Origin of the sequence: Bradyrhizobium sp. TM239 (genome assembly GCF_036247985.1) — a bacterium.
Lineage (GTDB): Bacteria > Pseudomonadota > Alphaproteobacteria > Rhizobiales > Xanthobacteraceae > Bradyrhizobium > Bradyrhizobium ottawaense.
Genome location: NZ_BTIR01000011.1, coordinates 433,524 through 454,182 on the forward strand (window position 1 = coordinate 433,524; position 20,659 = coordinate 454,182).

A 20,659-nucleotide genomic window follows, 5' to 3' on the forward strand; every position below is an offset into this window, starting at 1 on the left:
ATGCCGTGGCGCATAGCTGCCGCCTCGGTCGTTGGCACCTCGCATCTGAAAACAGGGCAACCCTGCCAAGACAGCTCTCGCGCGACACTTGTCGATGCGGGCGACAACTCCGCCTTGATTTGTGCCGTCTCGGATGGCGCAGGCAGTGCGGCCCATTCCGAGACCGGATCACGAGTTGCCGTTGCCACGGCCACGTTGCTGATCGAGAACTACTTACAGACTGGCCAAGAGATTAACGCAATACAACGCGAGACCGCTTTGAGCTGGCTGGCTCAAATACAGTCGACACTATCGAACCTCGCGTTAGAAGCTAATGCACCATCGAGGGAATTCGCTTGCACCCTCCTGGTCGCTGTGATCGGAACAGACTGCGCCGTCTTTCTTCAAGTCGGGGACGGAGCGATGGTCGTGTCCGAAGGGGGAGATGATGGTTGGGCTTATATCTTTTGGCCGCAGCATGGAGAATACATCAATACGACTAACTTCATAACGTCGACATCTGCGGCTGACGTCATGGAGTTCACCTCTGTGCAGCGCCGCATCGAAAGCATCGCCGTGTTTTCCGACGGCATCGAAAGCCTCGTTCTGCACTATGCAACGAAGACAGTGCATGATCGCTTCTTCAATCTAATGATTGAACCTGTGATGCAGGCCGTACCGGAGGGCCTTGACGTGCGCCTCTCGGAGAGTCTCCTTCGATATCTTGGCTCCGAAACGATTTGCAGTAGGACCGACGACGACAAATCACTGATCCTAGCAACTCGGAGCCCAATCGCTCAATTGCCTACGGCGCAAGATGTCCAAGCTTCCTGAAGTTGTCGATACATCTGGACGACCCATCCACCTTGGCACTGTGCTTGGCAAGGGCGGTGAGGGAACCGTCTACGGCATCGTCTCGACTGACGAACTCGTAGCGAAGGTCTATCACAAGCCGCTCACGGCCGATCGCGCCGCGAAGATTGAACTCATGTCATCCTTCTCAACTGGAGTTGTTAAGAAGGTCTCCGCTTGGCCAGCAGGCCTGCTCTTGTCGAAAGCGGATCGCGCGCCAGTTGGGCTATTGATGCCCAGGGTGGGAGACGCGAAGGATATTCATAAGCTTTACAGCCCCAAGACGAGATCAACCGAATTTCAAAGGGCCGATTGGCGCTTTCTCGTCCTTGCTGCGGCGAATACCGCAAGGGCGTTTGGCGCCATCCATGCGACCGGATGCATCATAGGAGACATCAACGAGGGCAGCATCCTAGTCGCGAACGATGCCAAGGTTAAGTTGATCGACTGCGACAGCTATCAGATTATTGAGCGAGGGAAGCGCTATCCGTGTGAGGTGGGCGTGGAGACATTTACGCCACCGGAGCTACAGGGAAAAAATCTGCGCGAAGTCATCCGAACGGCGAACCACGATAGTTTCGGCCTTGCCGTTATGGTCTTTCTGCTTCTCTTCATGGGCCGGCATCCATTCGCAGGAAGATTTCTCGGGCGCGGCGATATGCCCATTCCAAAGGCGATATCGGAGTTGCGATTCGCCTACAGCGCGATGCGTGCCGATGTCCAAATGGAAAAACCACCGAACACGCCGCCGCTTTCCATTGTTGGCGATGAGGTTGCGTTTCTATTTGAGCGGGCGTTCGCTAAGCAAATGGTCGCGGGGGGACGCCCTGAGCCGGCCGAATGGGTGCAGGCTCTCACCGGCTTAGAGCGCAATCTCAAACAGTGCGCGGCGAATGGGTCTCATTGGTACCACAAAGGAAGCAGTTGTCCTTGGTGTCCAATGGAAGCGGTCACCGGTGTCGAACTCTTTCCCTTTGTCTCTATGGGAGATGGAGGCACCGTCGATCTAACCCAGCTCTGGCGTCAGATTGAGTCCCTAGCAAGCCCAGGGCAAGCACCCGAGGTGCAAGTCGTTCGTCCCGAGCCCAGTGCCGAAGCAGTTGCTGTTGCCAATTCCTTCAAGAGGGCAAATATTCTTGCATTTATCCTAGCGCTGGGTGTGGGTGCAATTGGAGTATTCGGGGGTCTAGGCGCCCCGGCTCCCCTTCTTCTAATTATCGGCGCCCTATTGACGTTCTTTGGCGCTCGCCGTTGGTTGGACAAATCGAGCGAGGTTTACAAGTTCCGCGACGCTGAGGCCACAGCAAGAGAGACTTGGAAGCGTGCTCATCAACAGTGGACCGAACGAGCAGGCTCGGGGGGCTTCGACGTGAAGAAACAGGAGTTGTTGCGGCTGAAGACCACCTTCGATCGCCTTCCCACCCTGAGAACCTCAAAGCTAGATAATCTGAGAAAGACCGTGAAGCAGGCACAACTGACACGGTTTCTTGATACGTTCGAGATCGACAAAGCTAAGCTCGATGGGATTGGCGATGGTCGAAAGCGAACATTGCAATCTTACGGCATAGAGACCGCTGCAGACCTTTTGAATTCCACCGTGGAATCGGTGCCAGGGTTTGGCCCGAAGCTATGCGGCGTGCTGTATTCTTGGCGCCAAGCGCTGGAAGCAAAATTCGTTTTCAACCCCGCCACAGGAATTGATCGCCGTGACATCGATAAAATCGAACACGAGATAGCCCTAGAGCGACGGAGGTTGGAGCAAGCGGCTCGATCGGGTTTTGAAGAATTAAAACACCTACACGACCGGGCGATGTCTGCACGCGCCCAACTTCGTTCCTCCGTTGAGACGGCCTATATGTCGTACTTGCAAGCTGACGCAAACTATAAGGCGGTGTCTGGCTAACCCGGGACCTTATTGCTTCCAGCCCACCACGTGGCCGTTTTCGATGAATACGCGGCTGCTAAATCTGTTGCGGCCGACTTGTCCGTATTTCCAAGTTTCTTTCGTTTTCGCGTGCCGCACTTCGTAGTCGCGATCAGCCGGTGGCCCCCAAGACTCGATTAGCTGATCTTCGGTCATCCCTTGCCAGATCGTATGCGCAAGTATGCGTTCGGCAATGTCGTCGCCGTACTTTGCGATTAATCGCTGACGCTCCGTCTCAGCGCGGCGTTTCTCCTCCATTAAGCGCTGACGCTTTTGTATGTTATTGAAGACCGCTATCGCGCCCACTATTGCACCAATTACAAATAGAATGACCAGCAGAGGGTTTGACCCTTCGGAGCCAGACGCACTGGGCGAAGGCATTGCCTTCGGAACATTGCTTGGGGCCGTCGGAGCCGGTGTGGTTTGGACGGTAGTGCTCTGATCTCTCTGCGCCGTTTGGGGCTGGGGTCGCAAGCTTGGCAGCGGTGATGGCAGGGGTTCGATTGACTGCTGGCTGTCGGATAGCGCCGTGATACGCTGTCTCGTCATATCCACAATGCAAGACCACACGGCAGTCCCAGGAACTGCCCCGCACGTGTTATTGCGTTGCTGTATCCAAGATCGTTGGCTCTCCACAAACGCCTGCAACTCGGTCGGCTTCTTCGAGCGTCGTGCTTGTTGGAACAGTTGCCCCAGCCGCGAGTCCCACTCGGCTAAGGTGGCGTCGCTACAAATGGCGCGTTCTATGGAATGCGACGCGGCGCGACAATCAAAGCTCGGACCGGTCCGAGCAGTCTGAGGCGACTTCTGAGGTTGAGGTGCATCAGAAGTCGTACCGCCGCTCTCAAGACAGTCCACTCGCTCGTCAACGTTGGAGATCGAAAGGCAGCGCTTAATAAGCTCCCTGTCCTGCGCAGCCGCAGAGGGAACAAAGAGAACGCCATAGGCGGACACAGAGCACGCAAATATCACGAGCCCCACTGGAGGTATTTTTGGCAAAGTGACTTGCCTCAATGCCACAGCAATCGCAAAAATTGCTAAAAACGACAGCCACAATCTACTAGCAGGAATCAGCCAAATACAAGAGCCGAGACACCCACCGCGCTGCCGTGTCAGGAAGAGGTGGACGCAAGGTCAGAGAGGATCGGCGAGTTGCTGGACCTTGTGTGGTACATCAGTCACCCCAATTTAGAAGGTTGGGATATCTTCATTCGGGCGATGCACCGTGTGCATGAATTCGCTCAATTTTAGGCGGCTAGCGTGCTCAATAGTATTCACCTATTTTTAGATATCTTGGAATGGCGGCAGACCATCCGGGATGAGAAGCAAAAGCGCTACCACGGCCGGGGACTTAGTCTGACGGCTCTAGCAACTAACGTCCATGACATTCAATTAATAAACATGCCGGAGAGGCTCCGAGAGCTGCAGTTTCACCTGACAGTCCATGAAGGCACAGCGAGAGTCGCAAATGGCGAGCCTTTCGAGGATGGAATCGGGGTTATGGTTTTGCATCCATCAGAGCCTGCCAGGGACGATCTTCCTGCTATCGACGCGATGGTCTCGGGTTGGTTTTTCCTCCAGGCCGACCTCTATCATGATGTCTGGCAGCAGGTGTCGGCCGACAACTATTCGAGTGCCAGACTATCGCTCTATGCGGGGCCATTCGGTTTTGATGTGATGGAATGGATCTGGGACTATAAAAAGAACCCGGGTCTCAACATCGAGGAGGCGTCGTTTGAATTCGTGCGGAATAAACGAGCGATACAGCCTCCGCCGTTGAAAAAGAGTCTGTTTGGGTAGGTTGCGATGACGCTAGGCATCAAGCTAGGTTGGCATTCTTCGGTTTAATCGTCGTTGTGTTGCTTGGCTACGGGTTCACGCGCGAGATCTTTGTCGGGTCAACAACCAAATACAATGCTGTTGTCGGCGCCAACGGAGCCTATTACTCGTACCAATGCCGCTATCTTTACGCAGATGGCAGCAGGTCGAAGTTTGGTGGCAGGACTCGCGCAATTCCGGAAGAAGCTGCCAAAGACGATACCCGCCGTCCATTTCTCGCACCAGAGAATTGACCGTGCGGTCACAATGTGCGGATTCAGTAGCGATCGCAGTTATTAAGCGCTTCTTCCTTTGAGCTTGCTACAAAAGGGATGGTGACCTGCCCGCCCCATCCTTTTGCCTGCTCCCGTTTAGCCTTCGCTATCTCGTTCGTTTCGAACGGTCCCTCCACGACCCAGCTACCAACGGGATTGGTAACTCGAAAGCCGAAATAGTACTTCATATCTGCGGGCTCGGCGCTCATGTAGAAGCTCCTCGGTTGATTCGAAAATGCGAAAACTTCTCGATCTCCGCATCAACAACGATGGAGAGAACGATAGGCGTGCCAAAAACTGTTGGCGCCGCCGCTCCTTTAGCCAAGCGACCTAGCACCGAGACCTCCGGGGGCCGGAGACCGTCAAATTGGTTCACGAACCGCGCTCTGAGCGAAGCGGGCTTAGAGCCTTCAACCGAAACCCTTCGTTTTAACGCTAATTCCGACCCTCGGATTCCCTTCCAACTCTATGACCCGCATAATCGGTATCGCGCGTTCACTCCGGTTAGCTGAAGCAACTAAAGCAAACTTCTCCAACATGTGGCGTAGCACCGGCCTGTTCGCAGTGGTAATCACGAGCGATAAATTACGGTTCTCTTCCAAGACAATGGCACGCAAGACATCAAGTAGCGCAACGCGATTTAAGTCATCTAGGTGGACCAGTGGCTCATCTAAGAAGAAGGAACCACCCAAGCCACGGGCCCGCGCAAGAAATACAGAAAGTGCAAAGTCCTGCTTTTGACCTTGGCTAAATTTAGTGTCCGGGTCCATCACTAGCCTTTCAGACACCGCTCGCCAAGATAGCGGGGCGGATGCATCCCCCACTCTGATTCCTTCGTAAACCTCATTGGACTGCAGTCTGTTGAACATCGGGGAGACTACACGAACCAACTGATCCATCTGCCTGTTGGCATGCTCCACCCGCGCCGCTCGATAAGCATCTTGGGATGCAGCTGCCGATTGCATGTATAAGTCAAGTCTGTCACGTTCATTTTGCAAGGGGCGCACCTTCGCCTGCAAACGCGTAATTTCTTCCATGTTGGCCGACACATCCGCCAATTGCTCAGCCTGATCTAGAAGCGCCTCGCTCGCAGCAATGATTTCCCGCTCTTTGCTTAGCTGGCCTGACAACATTGCAAGCTTCTCGTCGGTCCACTCTTCGGAATCAGCGAGAATGAGCCAGGCAGAACGCAGCTGCTGTAGTCTTGAGGCTATGCTCTCAATCCTCTTCCTAGTTGCCTCCGATTCTAGCTCCGCTCCTGCCAAGGCTCTTTGCACCTTCTCAAGCACCGAACGCGATTCAATAAACCTCTGACGCAAAGCTTCCAGCGATAGGAGCCGCTCGGATTCGACCGCTCGCACATGTTCTTGGATCGAATTGACATACTGCTCGAGTTTGACTTCCCGATCTATCGACCGCTCTAAGAATTGTTCGGCGACACTTATCGCCGTCACCAAGCGAAAGAGGTTTCCGATTAGCTCCAAACGTTTTAATTCGGCGAATACGTCTTGAGCCAGATTTGCCGATTCTCTCAATTGCGCTTCAGACAAAAGGGATTCGAAGGATGCCCTCTTTTCGGACAGCGTATGCTGCCGAAACCCAAGCTCTCGCGCTATGTGCAGCGCCTGCCTTTTCGCGTGAAGCTCATTCGAAAGACGACCAAATGTGTGCTGTGCAGCAGTTAACTGCTCAGCCAATGCTTGCAAGCCCCTGGGCATAGCACGTTGAGCATCTTCTAGGGCCCGCTTCAGCCTCTCGGGGCTCTGCCAATCATGCCCGCAAGCCGGACAGTTCTGCGCGTGCTCAAGAAGGGAGGAGACTTGTGCAACCAATTGTTTCAACTGATCGGCGGGGCCTGCAACGTCATCATACTTTTGCCGTAGGCTGTTGACCTGTTGTTCGGCGCTCGCACTCTCCTGAATGAGACGCGTGATATCGTCGGATGATGCAAGCGTCGGTCCCAGAATAATGAGCTGCTGTCTGAGGTTTTCCGATTCAACACGCTCTGAAGCTCTTTCAGAGAGCTGGCTCTGAATGGACAGCAAAAGCGCGACCCTTGCGCTCCTCGCAGTCTCCGAGCTGACGCTCGAACAGAGCGAAACAGCTTCCTCGGCTGTCAGAGCTTCCCGACCAGTCGTTGCCAGGAAGTGTCCGAGCGACGGAATGCAGGATGCGAGAGACGAAGAAAGCTCCTCCACTATTGCCCGAGCGGCATTTGCCTGTTCCCGAACAGCCTTCCCTTCCTGTTCCACCTGCTGAATTGTGGCGGCTGTCGCCTCGATCTGGTTTTTGAGCTCCGCTTCGAGGTCAGCCTCACTAGCCAACTTCGCCTGCTCAGCATCAAGTTGCTGTGCAAGCAGATAGCGTGACTTCCAATCCGGCGCCATTCTGATCTCGGCCTGCCGACGAAGCTCGAATGAAGCCTTTCGTGCAGCAAGATCGCTCCTAAGCAACGCCACACGTCGCTTTAACTCGGCAGCATCGCTTGCTTCGGAGTCCAAAAAACGCTTCGAGAATCCGAGCATATTGCCCGCCTCCCGGAGACGGCTATTCGCCGCCGGAAGAAACGCCAAATGGTCCTCTTCGCGCTCCTCGCTAACTTTCTGCTGCCGATCCCGCAGCTCTCCTTGGGCAGCTTCGAGCAACGCCTGACGCTCCCGTACAAGCGGACGTAGCGTTTTCTGATAGTTCTCGAGCTGCCGCTCGGCTTCTAATAGATGGCCGACTCCCAACAAATCAGCAAACAATCGCTGCCGTGCTTCTACTGCTTCTTCACTCGAATCTAGCAACGACGCGAGCGAATCGCTCGATAGGAATCGGGCTCCTCGAAGCCAAATCTGGCGAGACGCGTTGGCGTGATTCTTGTGGACGTTAGGCTCAGAGCCACTTGGAGCAACGCACTGCAGCAGATCTGACAATGTCACCGCGACTTCTGCTGCCGAACCCACCTTCCATTTGCAACGAGTCAGGGTCCTAGTCAGCAGGATCGACTGGTTCTCTACCCTTATCTTCCCGCTAACTTGCGTTTCTGTCTCGTCATTGGCATGCGTGCATCGATAGTCGGCCCGACCGGCACCCGAATTATCAAGACGTTTGATTTGATCTAGCAGAAGAAATTCCGCTGCATCACATAACGACGTCTTTCCAACCCCATTGGGGGCGTAGATCAGCGTAATGGGCGCGGATAGATCCAGCGTCACCTTATCGGGAATGCCACGAAACGCCTGTATTGAAATCTCATCCAACGATATCATGCATCAGGACCCATCTTCGCGTCGCTAGCATGGCGCCGTGCAGACTCCTGGGCTCCAAACTGCTTTATGTCGTTCAGCAACCGCTTCTGGAGGTCTGCTTCCAAAATAGGACTTCCGGTCATTCGCGAATTCTCCGGCGACGCCGGCAGTCCGATGACAGTCACGCGGTATATGCGCGACCACCGAAGATCGCCTTCGTCCGTCGTAACGTGACTTGGCCACGCGAAATGCTTTCTGCAAGCCGTCGGGTCGAGTTCAATCTGATGAATCACCCCTGCCGTCTCTTGGTCTGGCGCATGGTCGAGGATAATTAGCAGATACCCGTCAATCACAGAGCCCACTTTCGATTCGCGTTGCATGCAAGCGATATCCAACCATTCCTGCCCCGATTGCACCGCTTCGCGTAATGAGGAGAGGTCTCCAGAACTAGGCTGAAGAGCGAGTATGAGTGCGTAATTCGAGGCCCAGAAGGTGCTCGTCCCGGGCAGAACGGGTGCGCCTACAAGCTTCGAAACCGGCTGGAGGACAAAGCCGACTTTTTCAGCTTGCTTCGCTAATATGTTGATCGCCTCAAGTTGGCTCATCTTAGGTTCTCCACTGAGCCTTTAGGTTGTCCGATTGCTCCGCGATCAGTTGAGCCGACGCGCTTATCGCCTCTTCGGTGGAAGCAAAAGCGAGACAGTTCATCAGAGCATCCAAGTCTGCCTGCAGTATTGGATTCTCACTTTTTGGTTCTGATATCGAGCGTGCCCCTGTGGGTGCTGCAGAAATATCAATCCTCCGATGCGAGGAAGAACTTATAGGTAGTGGCCCGCCTAGCGTTTTTAAAAAGACGATCGTGGGAGTGCGATTCTTAGGATCGATGCGCAACCGATCTAGTTCTTGCTTCACGGTTATTGGGGAGTCAGGTGAACTCCAGATTAGGACCGCATGAGGGCTATCGGTTAGTTTGAGCTGACCGCGAATGGCATCTTGCGTCTGCCACTCAGCCACGGCAGTTAGGGCTGCAATGGCGAGTGCCCTGAGGCCAAAGTCCAACTCTTTCGAGTAGTTGTGCAGGTCGTCCGCAAGTGTCAGATTGTCCAGCTTACTTTTTGTGCCCCCGAACAGCGTCAGATTCATGAGTCGGATCGCACTGGTTTCGTGCGCAGAGATACGCTCTTTGAGCGCCTCCAATGCGTCCACCACAGGCCGCATTGTAGAATTCGCGACGATTGATCGCCGAATGAGGCGGCTCAATTCGTACTTTAGAGGATCATCACAGAAAGGCGCGTCAAGCGTTCCGTCAGCCTGAATCGCGTAGCCGTGCGCCACGGTCCAGATGTTCCGCGCAGTCACCGTGAAATTCCAGCGGATCGGACCACCAACGACACAACCACTCGAAATCCTAGTAACTGCACCGTGGACGGCGTCGGTCGAAAATCGTTTAACGATCTTGAACGACCGGGCCCCCGGTTGCCTCGCGCTCGCTACATAAACTCCACTGTATGCTCGCCATCTGTCGTGATCTTCTTGCTGCTCAAGGAAATCAAACGCCCAATTGACGAGACAGAGATTGACCCTCTCCATGTTAATTTGGCGAGCAACATCCGTAATGGCATTGCGCCATTCGGAATGTCCTTTCGATTGAGCGAGCAAACCTACGACAAGCACCTTCCGATCGTCATTTTTGTATTCGCGGAGTCGCTCGGAAATCTTGCCGGCGATTGTTCTAGAATCCTGAACTTGCAGAAAATCGGAGCAGATTACTGGAAAGACGATAAGGTCGCTAAATTCGAGACAAAGCATGTCTCTGCCTTGATCTAGTCCGTCAATGAAGACCTCGTCCCGCTGTTCCGAGGTGAGCTTTAAGAAAGCCACGCATTCCGTATTTTGTGTTGTGTGCACCCAGCACCAGCCCCCGTTGTAGAGCCGCTCGCTCATGGGTGGCTTATCTGTCCACGAAGCTCGGCGAGTGGTGGCCGACGATTGGTCAAGCCAAGCGAGAAGCTCAACACCAGAGGTTACGCTGAAGCCGGAAATAAGCATGAGTGACGATGGATATTCGCGCACCATCGCATCAATTGCAGCCCAGTCCGAAAATGAGATTGCCACTTCTGGCAAAACTAGGATCGCAGGTCTGCCCTGGGTCACAATCTGTTGGAGTTTGCGGGGACCCGAAAGAAGCTCGCTGAGCATAGCTAGAACTTCAGGGCGGGCGCCATCACCGAGCATAATTTCGCGCGGATATGGAAAGAGCTGCGCTAAAGCGACGTGGGCTTGCGCCCCATCCAGCCATGAGGAGGCAAATTGTATGGGAGTTATGGTCATTCAACTTCAGTGAAAAATCATCGCGGATGAATAAGCGTCGCCGACGCAAAGAGTGTCGAACTATAGCTCCCTCCGAGAGAAAGTTTAGTATTTGATGCGATACAACCACAACAGCAGGGTCATGTCGAATCCGCGAACTTGAACCTTGGTCGAACCCTTCGGCCTCTTCGCGACGGCGTGGCCTTCTTTGGTCCCGGCGGGCGGAAGGGCTCCGGCCGCTTTCTGTTCAGGGGTCGCTAATCAAAGACGTGACCTCGTCAGCGACGAAAGGCAATTTCCCCCCGTGCCCCCTCCAAGGTCTGTGGACTGGTTCATTTCTCATTTGCTTAGCTACTGGCGTTCTCCGTCCCCCGATCCGCACAATGGAGATTCCTAGGCGACACCGTCCTGAGTCGATTTGACTCAGGCCCTCGAAATTGCTGCCGGAGTCCGTCGCCGCTAAAAATGGTGACAACGCTCGTTGACTGAGTTTTTCGCGGGCCTTCAGCGAAGGGAATGACCGTGCAGCACCGATTTGTCGCCTACTATCGAGTGTCCACCCGAAAGCAGGGCCAATCAGGCCTGGGTCTCGATGCCCAGAGGGCCGCTGTTGCGAGGCACCTAGGGGATGGGTTCGTGCACGTTATTGCTGAGTTCACAGAGGTCGAGAGCGGACGCCGCAATGATAGGCCTGCCTTGGACGAGGCGCTTGCAGCAGCACGTCTGCACCGGGCGGCGCTGGTGGTCGCGAAGGTGGATCGCCTGACCCGCTCTGTGGGTTTCCTAGAGAGGCTCCTGGAGGCGGGTGTGGACGTCCGCTTTGCCGATCTCCCTGCCATCGAGGGACCTACGGGGCGCTTCATGCTTCAACAGATGGCGGCAGTTGCAGAGCTAGAGGCCGGCTTGATCTCTGCCCGAACCAAGGCAGCCCTCGCGGCGGCTAAGGCAAGAGGGCAACGGCTTGGGGGAGATCGAGGGGCGAAGCTGTCCACTGATGCAAAAGCACGCGGGCGAGACGAGCAATGCCGGCTTGCCGATAGACGAGCGGCGGACCTTGCACCGGTGTTCAAAAAGCTAGCGGGAAACGGCATCATCTCACCTGCAGGTATTGCTCGTGCTCTGACCTTGCAGGGCATACCGACCACCAGAGGACGCGCTCAGTGGTCTGCAGCAGCTGTGAGACTCGTTCAAGCTAGAATGGCGAAGATCGGCAGCGCAGCTGGCGCCAACATCGCTCAGCAGGCCCAAAGCTAGGTTGCCGGGGCGCAAACCACTCGGGGGGTACTCCATGGGTAATGGAGGTGGGCCATGTACCCCGGGATACCCCTGCGATAGGGGGATCAACTACCCTCCCCTAGTTTGGGTGTGTTCCTTGCTCCTTTGATCTGGAAAAACTCGTTCAGTTTAACGCGAGCAAGCGCCGACATGAAGAGAACATCGTGGCATTTTACTATCGAAAGAGGCTCGCCGCTGCCAAGAATTGGTCGTGGAGGCGATGGCGATCCAATCTACTCTCCGTTGCCCGAGGCCGGTTGCCGTGCATGCCGCGACTACTATGATCGGGCCCAGCGCTATCTCGATCGCATGTTGCCAGACTTGCCGGCGCTAAGTGATCTGTCTGCGCAACTTCCACACGGAGCGGTCCAAAAGATTGAAGCCGGCCTAGGTGACCTGTTTGGTCCGAAAGCGCTGGTCACCATTAGCGACGCGGATCGGCCGAGGGAGACACGAAGCCCGCGCATCTTCGATCCTGAATATGTCCCGGCAATTGTAATGATGACGGCACCGGGCGGTAGCATCCGCTTCAACGATTCGAAGCCGCGCAACGATAAAAATGGGAAGGCTACGCCGCCAGACGATAGACGCTTTCTTTTAACTTTCGGACGGCGAGCCGAGCAAAACGTGCGGATTATGAGGGTTATCTTCGATGCACCAAAGGGACAGCAGGTTCACAGGATTCACCGAGAGTTGGCTCCTGATTATCACTATGATCATCGGAGGAGTGTGCTCGGTTTGAAATCGGACAATTCGATCGTGCGGTACGGTTCGCCAGCCGGTTACAGCGCGAAAGGACGCGCCGCGGCTATTGCAGCAGCCGGAGAGCATTTCGAACGGGCCTCAAAGAAAGACTCAGAAGCTGTGTTGCACATTGCGAGGACGAGGTTGGATTTTGAACGAGAGTTGCGGCGGATGTTTCGACTTGCCGATAGCCTTCACAAGGAACTCGTCAAACGCCGTCGCGCCGAAGAAGGGAACAAGTTATGAAATCGTGGAGCGCTAAATACGGCGAGCAACTTCAGTTGGTGAAAGAATCACTGTGGTTAGACGTGTTCATAGTCGGGACACAGGCAGCGAACAACATTGCTTCCGCTCACGCATTCGAGATTCTTCATGTGAATTCGGATAGAGCGGCGGTGCCGACGCAGGTCAATGTCAGCGAAGGTGAAAGTAGGCAAGAGCGTGCCTGCCTCAGCGCGGTAGCGAGAGCTCTGCAAATTGTCGCTCCGGAGTCGCATATCCGCGTGATCTGTCGACTTGAAAACGTTGTTGAGGCGTTGAGCGGCAGGCGCAAGCTGCGAACCAATGCCGACATATGGCGCGAAATTTCTTCTCTCCGGGAAAATAAGTCGATTCAGCTCTCTGCAATCCGAGCGCCGAATTACGGAAGGGAAGACTTCATTCTGCAAGGTCTGCTGCAAAAAGCACGAGCGGCTCTCGCCCAGGCTTTGAGTGTGCTGCAAACACAATGACGTTTCGTGATCGACGTAAGACCGCTCTAAAGAACAGCATCCGACTCGGGCCGCTCGCAGCATCAGCCAAGTGCGCTATTCCCGGCTGCGGGCGCCAGACCATGAAGGCGGCCCGCGAAGGCCTCGCTCCATTTCATTGCCGACGGCACGTTGAGCACCGGGCGCGTCATGGGTCCCACTGGCGGCCGAGCTTCAAGGCCTCCGAGTTGCGGCCATACATTACGGCGGCAACCGCGTATGTCGGCCTTCGGGCAGCCAATGATAAGTTCATCGCCGCCGCGATTGCGGACATGGGGCGGACGCTAGAGGACGCTGGCCCGGTGGAAATTGCGACGCGCCTCAAAGGCATGTCTGCCACAAAGCGGGCCAAGATTGGACTGGCGAGGCTCCGCGTTGAAGGCGTGCCCCCGCAGCGGATAGTCTCCATCGTCCTCGCCGTTGCGGCCCTCATCAAGGCCGCCCCCACAGCGCCCCGCGCAAAGGAGTTTCGGACGGTGCAAATCTGCAAGGCCGTCCACCGGCTGGCCTCTGGCACGCATCGTGTGTGGGTCCTGGAGGACCATGAGGGCAGGAAGCGGCAGATCGAAATGCACGCCTTCCCCAAGTCTACCGGGCGGGTTCTGCGGGAGATGGGGCGGATGCTGGAGGAGCCCTGCGACTGGGTCATTGAGAAGCATGTCGCGGGCGTCCTCGCCCACCGGCAGCGCTATGGGCGGCCCCGCGCGGAGAGCTGATCGATGTCCCCAAGAATTCGCGGGTCGCAGCATTCGCACGAGCGATCTGGTCGGAGTGAAGCAGTGCGTGCATATCGAGGGTTCAAGGAGGCCACTTTGAACACATGCCTCATTGCCCCATGACGCAATCACCCAACATAATGTGGTTCGATCCACTGCTCCGGGCCAGGACGACCGAGCTTGCTCATTCGGTCCAATGCTTGCGCGACGCGCTGCTGCTCTACGAGACCAACGTTGGCGCGAGGAGGCGAGCCCGGAAGGAAGCGGATGAGGAGAAATTTGGCCTCGCCGTTGAGGCGCTGGCCTGCAACTTGATACTGCTCAGCGCAATCAAATCCAGCCCCAAGCTCGCGGTGCCCCGATCACACAGCTTTCTTTGGCGGGGCGATGGCGGCACCAACCCTGTGTACGGCCAGCACTTCCTATCCGCGATAGATGGGCTTGCATCGCTTGGCCTGATCGAAGAGGAGCGAAGGGGATACAGGCTGTCGGCAAGAATGCGGGAGCCGTCACTCATTCGGCCAAGCGCAGCGCTCAATCAGCATCTTCCGCTGGCACCACCGGATTGGCGAAGCGTCAAGCAGATCGACGACCGCGCCCTGATCATCTTGAAGGAAGGCAAGGATGAAGATGGGCGTGCGGCCGCCATCGCCTTCTCGGAGACAGCAAAAACCCGCCAACTTGCGGGAGAGATGCGGCGCATCAATGAGTTTCTACGTAGCGCTGATATCGAGGTGAGCGGTGATGACACCGGCCTTTCGCTAGGAAAGGACGGCCAAGTCATCGCCCCCTATCGCCGCTCCCTTCGGCGAGTCTTCAATAACGCCGAATGGAAACAAGGGGGCCGCCTTGCTGGCGGCTTCTGGATGGGCATGGAGCGCAACGAGCGGTTTGAGCGCATTCGGATTGATGGTGAGTCAATTGCCGATGTCGATTACAGACAGCTCTTTCCACGCCTCGCCTATGTACGCGCGGACAAGCCGCAGCCGGAAGGTGACATCTATGACGTCGCGGGAAATGGCTCCGGGCGAGATGGCTGGAAGACCCTGATGAACGCGATGTTGTTCTCGGACGGACCACTCCGGAATTGGCCAGAGGGCACGCTTCAGCACTTTCCCTCGGGCACGAAACTCCGGGGCGCCACCGAAATGCTAGCCGCGCGCCATCAGCCTATCGCTCATTTGTTCGGGACCGGGCTAGGCTTCGAGTTGATGCGCATCGAGAGCGATATGTTGATCGGGATCATCACCCATCTGGCGAGCCTCGGGGTCACCGCCCTGCCGCTCCATGACGCGGTGCTGGTCGCGGAATCGAAGGCCCACGTTGCGGCCGACGCGATGCAGGCTGCTTTCAGCATGTGGACAGGATCTTCCTGCGCGATTGTTTCTGTAGAATTTTGTAAGGGATAGCAGCATCTTAGACCGGAAATCGGCCTTACGCCTCCGCTAATGGAGGAGGAAGCTAGAGGGGGGGAGTAAGCTAGAGGGAGGAAACCCAGAGGGTCAAAACTTACAGTTCTCTCTCAGGGGGGGCCTCTAAAGGTTGCCTTCAAGTTGGGAGGGTGAAACCACCCCCTCCTCCACGGTCACCCTAAGCGCGGCCTTTAGGGGTCACCCTTCAGCAACCCTGATGGGTCACCTCCAAGCTCGGGTGAGTGACCACTACCCCCAGCGATGAGATCACCACCTAGCACCCATCTTTTGACCTACATCAAGCGGGCCCTATCGCCCCCCCTTCTGATGGGGAAGCGAGATGGTCATGAGCAAGCACGGCTGGCTTCTGTTGGCGTGGGACCTTTGGGCGCTCCTCCTTGCTGCCCTCTTCATCTGTGGCGTGTTCGTGGAATGACTCTCGGGCTCCCGCGCTGCCGCGCGAGATGGGTTAGGTGTTGAAAGTGACCACTCACGGCTGACACCGGACGAGATAGGGACTAGGCCCGCCCCCTCCGCTGGGGGACAAGCAACCGGTCAGGGGTGGTTTTCAAGGCCTTCGCCAAGCGGGCCAGGACGATTATGGTGCAGTTTCGGGTGCCCCGCTCCACCTGACTGACGTAGGTGCGATCTAGCCCCGCCTCTAAGGCCAAATCCTCTTGGGACAGCCCGAGCCCCTTGCGTGCCTTCCGGACGGCCGCTGCCAACACATCAACGATGCCTGTCTCGTCTTCCATCCACGAGAGCAAGCCGCCATGATGACTTTCGGTCTACGGACTATGAGTCCCATTTTGTGATTGAGCCGTGATGACTATCGTCTACATTGTTTTGGCCGCTTATTGAGGAATGCCAATCATGCCCACCGAAAGCACCGCTCCGAAGTTAGATGAAAACGACCCCATCAAGGTTCTCTTCGATATGGCCAGCTACTGGGCCACCGTCTGGAGCCTCATCGCGCTCTGCCTCTGGCTTGAACATGAGGTTCTCAAGCGTCTCGACATCGAGTCGGGCAGCGTTCGGATTGCCATTCTACTGGTGAGCACACCGGCCATATTCTTGGCGACGGTCACCCGCATTCAGAAGAACCCCAAAGCCCGGCTGATTTTGGAGCGGGCACGTTACGTCGTGGTCTTGGTCGCTGCGGCGTTACTCGGGGCCTATCTTCACGCGAACCACAAAGACAATTCGTATGAGGGTGCTCTGCGCGATGGCGCTGTGCTGGCCTGCGCCAAGATCGCGCAATGCAAGGCAGCAGCAACCGACTATGCCAATACGCGGTAGAATTCCACTCGCTTTTTGGAGCTGCTCGGAGAATTTGCCCAGCGTTTACGCCTAAGAACTGAGCTTTTTCTTCAACGGACCGTCGCCAAGCACAGCCCCGATCCGCTCAAAAAGCTGCTTGCGAAGATCCGCAGCATCACACCACACGATGTGACTGTATTGCCGAGTATCGAAGTGAAGGTCCTTTACGGTGTCCTTGACGGTCCAAATGACGGGAATACCCAAACCCATTGCAAAGCCGGCTTCAAAATACACGCCGCCTCGGGGCTTCTCAGGTTCGCAGGTGAAGTCCGCTACAACGAAACGAGAGCGGCGGATTTCCGCGATGATCTCATCGTCCACCTTGTTAATGTGATGCTTGTTGTCGATCTTCATCGCCGTGTACCCTGCATCTGAGATCGCTCGGGAAATCCCTTGCTCGTACGCTTCTGTCATTTCAGCATTGAACCACATGGCGACGAAGCCCTGATGACTCTCCTGCTCTCGCGTGAAGCCTTCAAATCTCACCCAGCCAGCAGGAGTTAGGGAGTAGTGAAGGGCGTTAAAACTCCGACCTCCGTCGGCTTCGATCCGCTCCTTCTTCGAGATCAGTCCCATGTCCTCCATTGTTCTCAAAAACCCAGCGAGATCCTGGATATCCCTACAATCGGCGCAAGCGATCAACTCGCACTCAGCATCGGATAGCTTTGCAGAAGCGGGTGCGACTCTGAACGTTTGATCCATGCGGGAAGTCTTCTTTCCCAGATAATTCAACAGGGCATTCACCTTTGAGGTGAACGAGAGCGGAGGAATTTCGAGTGCCGCTTCCAAGGTTTCGCTATCAAGTCGCGGTGCAGTTATTCCAAAGGAACGCTGCCGATTTAACCATCGAGTGATAGACAAGTGCGGTTCTAGCCCAGCCGCGACGACTGCTTTCTCCACCGATCCGGTTATGATGTACTTCCCCCCGGCCCGCGGCGAATTGACGATTCGGAAGTCGCCTGTCTGCGGCTCATCCAAAGCCGAAGTGCCCCAGATTGCACAGCTCGTTTTTTTCATGGCATTTCCCTTTCGCATGTAGCCTCTATTCAGATGATACGTGCGGTTTATGCGAGATCGATCGTCGGAAACCGAGCAATAGTATTCGCCTTCGCCTTGATGGTCACGTCCCCGTAGCCTTCCGAGACGTTACGCGGCGCATGCCCCTGAATGGCATCCAGCACGCGCATCTCGACGCCTTGATCAATGCCAACCGTTTTGAAGCGATGCCGCCAGCCGTGGCTAGGATCAACGTTCTTATCCTTCACCACCTCGCGCACGAACGCATTGACCTTATTCCGCGCCGTTTTCACCGCATTGCGCACGCCTAGCTCACCGGCCTTGGGGTCAACGAACAGGTAGCCCCCCATGGACTTCTCATAGAACTCCACGAAGCCTTCCTCGATGATTTGCCGATGGAGCACGACATCACGGGCTTCGTCCGTCTTCACCGGCCCCGCCTCGGGCGTCACATGCAGCACCCAGAGCTTGCCCTCCCGGCGAATGTCCTCCTTGCGAATCTGGATCATCTCGCCCACGCGAGCACCCGTGAAGGCGCACAGCCACGGCACCCACCGCTTGGCCGCTGCCAGCTTCGGGGCTTCTCGGCCGGGCACGAAGTCGCGGGCGTGCTTCAAGATCGCGATGGCCTCCGAATCATAGAATCCCTTGGGCCGGAGCTTGCGCGATTTCCCGACCTTGATGGTGATGCCTTCGGCCGGATTGCTGGGCAGCCTACGATTGACCACCGCCCACCCGAACAATGTCTTCAGGCCCGCGAGATCACTGTCCTTCACGGTCTTCGGGCTAACGCCGCTCTGCACGCGATAATCCTTGAAGCGAACGATGTCCTCCGGTGTCACTCGGCTCGCGGTGTCATGCTTCAGGAATGTCGCAAGACGGGCCATCGAGTTGCGATAGCTCTCATAGGTGCTCTGCTTGCGCCCTGCCAGCTTGGCTTCCTTCCACCAGTCCTCGACCAACCCGGTGAGGGAGTTCTTGGAGGCGCCCCGCTTTGGCTTATCCTTCAGTGCCCCTTCAGGCGCCTGCCAGTCCGGGAAGCGGGCGGCCTTGAGGTCCGGCGCATAGTCCCCTCCCGCATTGCGCTGGCGGCTCATGAAAGCGTCCCGCAACGCCATCCAGAAAGCGACCAGCAACATGGCGCGCGTTTCGCTGTCCACGCGGCGAATGCCCTTGGTCAGCAAGAGGCGATCCACGATGGGGCCAAGCGGCTTTTCCAAGTGCTTGGGCTCGCCATCCTTGCCGACCTTTTCCCACATCGTCACGACGGCCGCCCATTGAGCTTCCTGCTCGTCCTGGCTGTCGGTGTCTGGCGCCCAGCCAACTCCGGGCGTGTGCACCATGGCGACACTCCGGGCGCGGCTCTCGCTGTCCGCCCAAACGCGATAGAGTTCGCCCGCCAAGGCCGTCGCCTGTCGGTGGCTCAGATGTACAGGAGCATCATTGCGGAACGCCGCCCAGACGGATTCCAGATAGGCCGCCGCGAGCGCGTGACGCGTCTTAACCTCGCTGGGCTCGGTGGCGCGAAGGGAGAACCGGACGGCCTGAGCGCCCTCGCTAAGCGTCACGAAGACGAAGCCATCACCAAGCGGTATCGCCAATTCGATACCGACCGCTTTGCGACGGACATCAGCCGGAATGCGCTGCACGAAAAGAGGAAAACGAGACCCGTCCCGCCGCATCGGCCGAACAACCCTGAACAGCAATGTTACACCCCATTGTTACACAGTCGGGGCCAACACAACACTCTGAAAGGGCTTATCTATCTGGATTTGTTTGCGATCCAGAATTGTATGGTGCCCAGGAAAGGACTCGAACCTTCACGGCCGTTAAGCCACTGGCACCTGAAGCCAGCGCGTCTACCAATTCCACCACCTGGGCATGCCGTTTGGGGCACGGAGGCGGTTACTACGGTTCGGTGACGCCGTTGTCAATTCATGCGTGACCCGGGTTTGGGGATGCCGATTGCGCATCGCAAACTGGCCCGATACAAGCCTGACAAGACGCACTCTTTTCCGCAGGAACGGCTCCCATGGCATCGAATCTGGAAACTCTCGTCACGGTTTTCGGCGGATCGGGGTTTTTGGGCCGCAGCGTGGTCCGCGCCCTGTGCAAGCGCGATTACCGGGTCCGGGTCGCGGTCCGGCGGCCGGAACTGGCCGGATTCCTCCAGCCGCTCGGCCGGGTCGGGCAGGTCCATACCGTGCAGGCCAATTTGCGCTATCCGGCCTCGGTCGAGGCGGCGCTGCGTGATTCGCATGTCGTGATCAACCTGGTCGGGGTCCTCACTGAAGCCGGCGAGCAGACATTCGACGCCGTCCAGGCCAGGGGCGCCGAAACGGTCGCGAAGGCCGCCGCCGCGGCAGGGGCCCGCCTGGTGCATGTCTCGGCGATCGGCGCCGATGCCGAATCACCCTCGCGCTACGCCAGGGCCAAGGCGGCCGGCGAGGCTGCGGTCCTGTCCGCGGTGCCCTCGGCCACGATCTTCCGCCCCTCGGTGATGTTCGGCCCCGAGGACCAGTTCACCAACCGCTTTGCCGCGCTGGCCCGGATGTCGCCGGTGCTGCCGCTGATCGGCGGCGAAACCAAGATGCAGCCGGTCTATGTCGGCGACGTCGCCACCGCGATCGCGAACGCCGTCGACGGCAAGGCCAAGGCAGGCGCTCCTTACGAACTCGGCGGGCCGGAAGTGCTGACCATGCGCGAGATCATCGAGACCATCCTGGAGATCACCGACCGCGAGCGCATGCTGATCCCGCTGCCGTTCGGCCTCGCCCGCTTCCAGGCCGCGTTCCTGCAATTCGCGCCGGGCGCGTTCAAGCTGACGCCGGACCAGGTCACGTTGCTCGAGCGCGACAATGTGGTGTCGGATACGGCGAAGGCCGCCGGGCTGACGCTGGAAGGGCTCGGCATCACCGCCGATTCGCTGGAAGCGATTGCCCCGCAATATCTCTGGCGCTTCCGCGCCGCCGGGCAGTTCCAGCGCAAGAGCGCGTGAGGTTCTTACCTCTCCCGCAAGCGGGCGAGGGAGCACA

18 protein-coding genes, 1 tRNA gene and 1 pseudogene are annotated in these 20,659 nt (G+C 57.0%); 10 read left to right on the forward strand and 10 right to left on the reverse strand.

The window, feature by feature from the left end; translation table 11 throughout:
• Together AABA84_RS20405 and AABA84_RS20410 are read left to right on the forward strand one after the other, a co-directional pair.
• Nucleotides 1–813 carry a PP2C family serine/threonine-protein phosphatase gene (locus AABA84_RS20405; RefSeq protein ID WP_338312894.1) on the forward strand — a complete coding sequence of 271 codons (813 nt, stop codon included), beginning with the start codon at nucleotides 1–3 and terminating at the stop codon, nucleotides 811–813.
• On the forward strand, nucleotides 797–2,734 hold the full coding sequence (locus AABA84_RS20410) for a protein kinase domain-containing protein (RefSeq protein WP_338312895.1): 1,938 nt from the start codon (nucleotides 797–799) through the stop codon (nucleotides 2,732–2,734). Before AABA84_RS20405 ends, AABA84_RS20410 begins: the two co-directional genes overlap by 17 nt.
• Nucleotides 2,735–2,743: 9 nt before the next feature.
• Here the strand turns inward: AABA84_RS20410 and AABA84_RS20415 are convergent, their stop codons facing one another.
• Entirely contained in the window at nucleotides 2,744–3,136 is a 393-nt protein-coding gene (locus tag AABA84_RS20415) for a hypothetical protein (RefSeq protein ID WP_338312896.1), read from the reverse strand.
• A 153-nt stretch (nucleotides 3,137–3,289) separates the two neighbouring features.
• A pseudogene (locus tag AABA84_RS35050) lies at nucleotides 3,290–3,775 on the reverse strand (lysozyme inhibitor LprI family protein); the annotation flags it as partial.
• Nucleotides 3,776–4,015: 240 nt separating this feature from the next.
• Between AABA84_RS35050 and AABA84_RS20420 the strand changes: the two are divergent.
• Entirely contained in the window at nucleotides 4,016–4,555 is a 540-nt protein-coding gene (locus AABA84_RS20420; protein ID WP_338312898.1) for a hypothetical protein, read from the forward strand.
• A gap of 295 nt (nucleotides 4,556–4,850) precedes the next feature.
• Here AABA84_RS20420 and AABA84_RS20425 read toward each other — a convergent pair whose 3' ends face one another.
• From AABA84_RS20425 to AABA84_RS20440, 4 genes are all read right to left on the reverse strand, one after another.
• Nucleotides 4,851–5,057: a hypothetical protein gene (locus AABA84_RS20425; protein WP_338312899.1), complete on the reverse strand. Its 207-nt coding sequence runs from the start codon at nucleotides 5,055–5,057 to the stop codon at nucleotides 4,851–4,853.
• Between the two features lie 201 nt (nucleotides 5,058–5,258).
• Nucleotides 5,259–8,102 carry an AAA family ATPase gene (locus AABA84_RS20430; RefSeq protein WP_338312901.1) on the reverse strand — a complete coding sequence of 948 codons (2,844 nt, stop codon included), beginning with the start codon at nucleotides 8,100–8,102 and terminating at the stop codon, nucleotides 5,259–5,261.
• Nucleotides 8,099–8,686: a hypothetical protein gene (locus AABA84_RS20435; RefSeq protein WP_338312902.1), complete on the reverse strand. Its 588-nt coding sequence runs from the start codon at nucleotides 8,684–8,686 to the stop codon at nucleotides 8,099–8,101. Before AABA84_RS20435 ends, AABA84_RS20430 begins: the two co-directional genes overlap by 4 nt.
• Before the next feature lies 1 nt (nucleotide 8,687).
• Nucleotides 8,688–10,412 carry an ABC-three component system protein gene (locus AABA84_RS20440; RefSeq protein ID WP_338312904.1) on the reverse strand — a complete coding sequence of 575 codons (1,725 nt, stop codon included), beginning with the start codon at nucleotides 10,410–10,412 and terminating at the stop codon, nucleotides 8,688–8,690.
• Nucleotides 10,413–10,907: 495 nt separating this feature from the next.
• On the opposite strand from AABA84_RS20440, the gene AABA84_RS20445 reads away from it, so the two are divergent.
• The 5 genes from AABA84_RS20445 to AABA84_RS20465 all read left to right on the forward strand — a co-directional run bounded on the left by AABA84_RS20445 (nucleotide 10,908) and on the right by AABA84_RS20465 (nucleotide 15,284).
• On the forward strand, nucleotides 10,908–11,645 hold the full coding sequence (locus tag AABA84_RS20445; protein ID WP_338312905.1) for a recombinase family protein: 738 nt from the start codon (nucleotides 10,908–10,910) through the stop codon (nucleotides 11,643–11,645).
• Nucleotides 11,646–11,816: 171 nt separating this feature from the next.
• The gene (locus AABA84_RS20450) at nucleotides 11,817–12,656 is read left to right on the forward strand and encodes a hypothetical protein (RefSeq protein WP_338312906.1); all 840 of its coding nucleotides are present in this window, start codon (nucleotides 11,817–11,819) and stop codon (nucleotides 12,654–12,656) included.
• Nucleotides 12,653–13,141, forward strand: coding sequence for a hypothetical protein (locus tag AABA84_RS20455; protein ID WP_338312907.1), 489 nt, complete (start codon nucleotides 12,653–12,655; stop codon nucleotides 13,139–13,141). Before AABA84_RS20450 ends, AABA84_RS20455 begins: the two co-directional genes overlap by 4 nt.
• Before the next feature lie 101 nt (nucleotides 13,142–13,242).
• On the forward strand, nucleotides 13,243–13,875 hold the full coding sequence (locus tag AABA84_RS20460) for a hypothetical protein (RefSeq protein WP_338312908.1): 633 nt from the start codon (nucleotides 13,243–13,245) through the stop codon (nucleotides 13,873–13,875).
• Nucleotides 13,876–14,075: 200 nt separating this feature from the next.
• A complete protein-coding gene (locus tag AABA84_RS20465) occupies nucleotides 14,076–15,284 on the forward strand; it encodes a hypothetical protein (RefSeq protein ID WP_338312909.1) in 1,209 nt (402 codons plus the stop codon).
• A 521-nt stretch (nucleotides 15,285–15,805) separates the two neighbouring features.
• Here the strand turns inward: AABA84_RS20465 and AABA84_RS20470 are convergent.
• Nucleotides 15,806–16,042 (reverse strand): helix-turn-helix domain-containing protein, encoded by a 237-nt coding sequence (locus AABA84_RS20470; protein ID WP_338312910.1) that lies wholly within the window; start codon nucleotides 16,040–16,042, stop codon nucleotides 15,806–15,808.
• A gap of 118 nt (nucleotides 16,043–16,160) precedes the next feature.
• On the opposite strand from AABA84_RS20470, the gene AABA84_RS20475 reads away from it, so the two are divergent.
• Nucleotides 16,161–16,586: a hypothetical protein gene (locus AABA84_RS20475; protein WP_338312911.1), complete on the forward strand. Its 426-nt coding sequence runs from the start codon at nucleotides 16,161–16,163 to the stop codon at nucleotides 16,584–16,586.
• A 51-nt stretch (nucleotides 16,587–16,637) separates the two neighbouring features.
• Here AABA84_RS20475 and AABA84_RS20480 read toward each other — a convergent pair whose 3' ends face one another.
• From AABA84_RS20480 to AABA84_RS20490, 3 genes are all read right to left on the reverse strand, one after another.
• Entirely contained in the window at nucleotides 16,638–17,624 is a 987-nt protein-coding gene (locus AABA84_RS20480; RefSeq protein ID WP_338312912.1) for a hypothetical protein, read from the reverse strand.
• Nucleotides 17,625–17,671: 47 nt separating this feature from the next.
• Nucleotides 17,672–19,330, reverse strand: a complete 1,659-nt coding sequence (locus AABA84_RS20485; protein WP_338312913.1) for a tyrosine-type recombinase/integrase — start codon at nucleotides 19,328–19,330, stop codon at nucleotides 17,672–17,674.
• Between the two features lie 88 nt (nucleotides 19,331–19,418).
• Nucleotides 19,419–19,505, reverse strand: a tRNA-Leu gene (locus AABA84_RS20490).
• A 151-nt stretch (nucleotides 19,506–19,656) separates the two neighbouring features.
• On the opposite strand from AABA84_RS20490, the gene AABA84_RS20495 reads away from it, so the two are divergent.
• Nucleotides 19,657–20,622 (forward strand): complex I NDUFA9 subunit family protein, encoded by a 966-nt coding sequence (locus tag AABA84_RS20495; RefSeq protein ID WP_338308737.1) that lies wholly within the window; start codon nucleotides 19,657–19,659, stop codon nucleotides 20,620–20,622.
• The last annotated feature ends 37 nt before the right edge of the window (nucleotides 20,623–20,659 follow it).

Coding starts and splice junctions, on each gene's coding strand:
- AABA84_RS20435 (WP_338312902.1), bottom strand. CDS start 8,686: ATGAGCCAACTTGAGGCGATCAACATATTAGCGAAGCAAGCTGAAAAA.
- AABA84_RS20415 (WP_338312896.1), bottom strand. CDS start 3,136: ATGCCTTCGCCCAGTGCGTCTGGCTCCGAAGGGTCAAACCCTCTGCTG.
- AABA84_RS20450 (WP_338312906.1), top strand. CDS start 11,817: ATGAAGAGAACATCGTGGCATTTTACTATCGAAAGAGGCTCGCCGCTG.
- AABA84_RS20410 (WP_338312895.1), top strand. CDS start 797: ATGTCCAAGCTTCCTGAAGTTGTCGATACATCTGGACGACCCATCCAC.
- AABA84_RS20480 (WP_338312912.1), bottom strand. CDS start 17,624: ATGAAAAAAACGAGCTGTGCAATCTGGGGCACTTCGGCTTTGGATGAG.
- AABA84_RS20455 (WP_338312907.1), top strand. CDS start 12,653: ATGAAATCGTGGAGCGCTAAATACGGCGAGCAACTTCAGTTGGTGAAA.
- AABA84_RS20475 (WP_338312911.1), top strand. CDS start 16,161: ATGCCCACCGAAAGCACCGCTCCGAAGTTAGATGAAAACGACCCCATC.
- AABA84_RS20445 (WP_338312905.1), top strand. CDS start 10,908: ATGACCGTGCAGCACCGATTTGTCGCCTACTATCGAGTGTCCACCCGA.
- AABA84_RS20425 (WP_338312899.1), bottom strand. CDS start 5,057: ATGAGCGCCGAGCCCGCAGATATGAAGTACTATTTCGGCTTTCGAGTT.
- AABA84_RS20470 (WP_338312910.1), bottom strand. CDS start 16,042: ATGGAAGACGAGACAGGCATCGTTGATGTGTTGGCAGCGGCCGTCCGG.
- AABA84_RS20495 (WP_338308737.1), top strand. CDS start 19,657: ATGGCATCGAATCTGGAAACTCTCGTCACGGTTTTCGGCGGATCGGGG.
- AABA84_RS20405 (WP_338312894.1), top strand. CDS start 1: ATGCCGTGGCGCATAGCTGCCGCCTCGGTCGTTGGCACCTCGCATCTG.
- AABA84_RS20430 (WP_338312901.1), bottom strand. CDS start 8,102: ATGATATCGTTGGATGAGATTTCAATACAGGCGTTTCGTGGCATTCCC.
- AABA84_RS20460 (WP_338312908.1), top strand. CDS start 13,243: ATGAAGGCGGCCCGCGAAGGCCTCGCTCCATTTCATTGCCGACGGCAC.
- AABA84_RS20440 (WP_338312904.1), bottom strand. CDS start 10,412: ATGACCATAACTCCCATACAATTTGCCTCCTCATGGCTGGATGGGGCG.